General features: G+C 43.4%; 3 protein-coding genes. All 3 read left to right on the forward strand.

What is annotated here, in order from left to right; all coding sequences use genetic code 11:
• The coding region (locus ACR2F3_RS00085; RefSeq protein ID WP_432707946.1) for a dihydroxy-acid dehydratase at nt 1-1,255 on the forward strand (1,255 nt) is incomplete at its 5' end.
• 29 nt (nt 1,256-1,284) lie between these two features.
• Nucleotides 1,285-3,024, forward strand: coding sequence for a biosynthetic-type acetolactate synthase large subunit (gene ilvB / locus ACR2F3_RS00090; RefSeq protein WP_432707947.1), 1,740 nt, complete (start codon nt 1,285-1,287; stop codon nt 3,022-3,024).
• Between the two features lie 8 nt (nt 3,025-3,032).
• Nucleotides 3,033-3,653: an acetolactate synthase small subunit gene (gene ilvN, locus ACR2F3_RS00095; RefSeq protein ID WP_432707948.1), complete on the forward strand. Its 621-nt coding sequence runs from the start codon at nt 3,033-3,035 to the stop codon at nt 3,651-3,653.
• The last annotated feature ends 184 nt before the right edge of the window (nt 3,654-3,837 follow it).

The raw sequence follows: 3,837 nt of genomic DNA on the forward strand, positions 1-3,837 counted from the left end.
ATACGGTGGCAGTATCCACTCAGGAAATTACAAAGGTAAATCTTTAAACATTGTTTCAGCATTTGAGGCCCTTGGCCAAAAATTGGCCGGAAATTTATCTGAAGAAGATTACCAGGGAATTATCAGACATACTTGTCCTGGCGCAGGTGCCTGTGGCGGTATGTATACAGCTAATACCATGGCCTCGGCAATCGAGGCTTTGGGTATGAGTTTACCATACAGCTCTTCCTACCCTGCATTAAGTGAGCAAAAAAAACAAGAATGTTTAGATGCAGGCCGTGCCATCAGGGTATTACTGGAGAAAAACATACTGCCTTCCCATATAATGACGGAACGTGCATTTCACAATGCGATCGTTACCGTTACCGTACTGGGTGGTTCAACCAATGCCGTACTCCACCTTATTGCTATGGCTAAATCAGTAGGTATTACCTTAACACTGGAGTACTTTCAGCAGATCAGTAACAATACTCCTGTATTAGCCGATTTAAAACCAAGTGGCGAGTACTTAATGGAAGATGTACATGAGATTGGTGGTGTACCAGCGATTTTAAAATATTTACTAAAAGAAGGCCTCATCTATGGCGATTGCCTTACAGTAACCGGAAAGACTTTGGCAGAGAACGTTGCTGACGCTGTTGATCTCGACTTCGAACAACAACGTGTTATCCTTCCATTGAGTAAAGCGCTGAAAGCTACCGGTCACCTCCAAATGTTGTATGGCAACCTTGCCGAAAAAGGATCTGTAGCTAAAATCAGCGGAAAAGAAGGTGAGCGATTTGAAGGCCCGGCAAGAGTTTTTGATGGCGAGCAATCGTTGATTGCCGGGATTCAAAGTGGACGGGTACACCAGGGAGACGTGGTTGTGATTAGGCAAGTAGGCCCAAAGGGTGCCCCAGGTATGCCCGAAATGCTAAAACCTACCTCAGCAATTATTGGTGCAGGTTTAGGAAAGTCAGTTGCTTTAATTACAGACGGTCGTTTTTCTGGTGGTACACATGGGTTCGTTGTAGGACACATTACACCTGAAGCCTGGGAAGGTGGAAACATTGCCCTGGTACAAGATAACGATATCATCACCATTGATGCGATTAACAATACCTTACAACTAAACATTAGCGACGAAGAACTTGCTGCACGAAGGGCCGCCTGGACGCAGCTACCACCACCGGTAAAAAGCGGTGTATTATATAAATATCACAAACAAGTGAGTGATGCCAGTGAAGGTTGTGTAACCGACGCATACACCGATTAAAAGATTTACAAACACTAAAACATAATAACATGGATTTAGCACAAACGGAAGCAACCACCCTAACCGAACCTAAGCAAATAACGCAGGTTACCGGTTCCGTAGCTTTATTAGAGGGCTTAATTGCCGAAGGAACAGAAACCATTTTTGGTTATCCAGGAGGCGCCATCATGCCAATTTATGATGCTTTGTATGATTACAAAGAGAAATTAAACCATATTCTGGTCAGACATGAACAAGGGGGTATTCATGCCGGACAAGGTTTTGCGCGCAGTTCGGGTAAGGTTGGCGTTGTGTTTGCAACCAGCGGACCAGGTGCTACAAATTTGGTGACCGGCTTGGCTGATGCACAAATAGACAGCACCCCGTTAGTGTGTATTACCGGACAGGTATTTGCCAGTTTGTTAGGCACCGATGCTTTCCAGGAAACAGATGTGATTAACATTACCACGCCAGTAACCAAATGGAATTACCAGATAACAGACGCCAGTGAAATTCCAGGCGTTTTAGCCAAAGCCTTTTATATTGCCAGAACAGGCAGGCCGGGACCGGTGTTAATCGATATTACTAAAAATGCCCAGATGCAGGTTTTTGACTATCATGGTTATACCCCATGCGATCATATCCGCAGCTACCGCCCTACGCCTAAAATCAGACATGAATATGTAGAACAAGCAGCTGCACTGATTAACAGTGCTAAAAAGCCGTTTATCTTATTTGGGCAGGGTGTATTATTAGGTGAAGCAGAAAAAGAATTCCAAGCATTTGTGGAGAAAAGCGGCATTCCTGCCGCATGGACCATCTTAGGGGCTGGTGCTATTGCAACAGATCATCCTTTAAACATGGGTATGTTGGGCATGCATGGTAACTACGGCCCGAACGTACAAACCAATTCCTGCGATGTGTTAATTGCTATTGGCATGCGTTTCGATGACCGCGTAACCGGTCGACTGGACAAATACGCTAAACAAGCTAAAATCGTACACCTGGATATCGACCCCGCAGAGATTGATAAAAATGTAAAAGCCGATGTACCGGTATGGGGTGATTGTAAGGAAACACTTCCCTTGTTAACTGCATTGGTAAAAAAGGGTGATCACGATGCCTGGTTACAAGAGTTTCACGCCTTTGCAAAAATAGAAAAAGAAGATTTAATCGATCCAGAATTGAACCCGGGTACTGGTGAAATTACCATGGGCGAAGTGATTAACCAATTAAACGTATTAACTAAAGGAGAAGCCATCATTGTGAGTGATGTTGGCCAGCACCAAATGGTGGCCTGCCGTTATGCGAAGTTTAACAACAGCCGCAGCAATGTAACTAGTGGTGGTTTAGGCACCATGGGCTTCGGCTTACCGGCAGCAATAGGCGCTAAATATGGCGCGCCAGACCGCACGGTTGTAGCCGTTATTGGCGATGGCGGTTTCCAAATGACCTTACAGGAGTTAGGGACTATCATGCAATTCGGCGTTGATGTGAAGATCATGATCTTAAACAACCAGTTTTTAGGCATGGTTAGACAATGGCAACAACTGTTTAACGACAGACGCTATTCTTTCGTTGATATCACCAGTCCTGATTTTGTTAAACTTGCTGAATCGTATTATATTCCCGGCAAAAAAGTGGTAGAACGCGAAGATCTGGTTCCTGCGCTGGAAGCCATGCTGCAACATAAAGGGTCATACCTATTGGAAGTAATGGTAGCAAAAGAACATAATGTATTCCCTATGGTACCTCAGGGCTGTAGTGTAAGTGAAATCAGATTAAAATAACAACGATCATGAGCAATACCCAGGTTATAGAAATGGCTAATACCAAACAGGAATTTACCATTACCGTATACACAGAAAACCAGATCGGCTTATTAAACCGTATCGCTATTATATTTTCCAGAAGAAAGATTAATATAGAGAGCTTAAACACCTCCCCTTCTGAAATTGAGCATATCCACCGTTTCAACATCGTAATTCACGAAACGGAAGATGTGGTGCGCAAGCTTTCCCGTCAGATTGAGAAGCAAATTGAAGTCTTGAAAGTCTATTATAATACCAACGAGGATATTATTTGGCAGGAGCTGGCTTTATATAAAGTACCTACAGATACCATTACCGAGAAAGTACTGGTAGAACGTTTACTCCGTGAGAATGGTGCAAGAGCCGTGGTGATCCGTAAAGATTACACCGTGTTCGAAACCACAGGCCACCGCGAAGAAACCGATAAACTCATTGAAGTGCTGCAACCTTATGGCCTAATCGAATTTGTGAGGAGTGCACGTGTTGCAATCATCAAAGATAGTGAAGGTTTCAATGCTAAATTACGGGAGTTTGAAAGAAAGGAACCCGGTCAAGATGTCGTTGAAAACGAATACCTAGACAAACAAGATAATGTATTTACCATGTAATAGACTTCTGTCTTTTACTCTAATTAACAACCAATCGTAAAACCAATAAAAAATTATGGCAAAATTAAATTTCGGCGGAAAAGAAGAGAACGTAGTAACACGTGAAGAGTTTCCGTTAGCAAAAGCACAGGAAGTATTGAGTAAAGAAACTGTAGCGATCATCGGCTACGGTGTTCAGGGCCCT

Source organism: Pedobacter sp. (assembly GCF_045627485.1).
Lineage (GTDB): Bacteria > Bacteroidota > Bacteroidia > Sphingobacteriales > Sphingobacteriaceae > Pedobacter.

Bases quoted from the DNA above. Each gene is read 5' to 3' on its own strand.
- ilvB (WP_432707947.1), top strand. From the start codon at position 1,285: ATGGATTTAGCACAAACGGAAGCAACCACCCTAACCGAACCTAAGCAA.
- ilvN (WP_432707948.1), top strand. From the start codon at position 3,033: ATGAGCAATACCCAGGTTATAGAAATGGCTAATACCAAACAGGAATTT.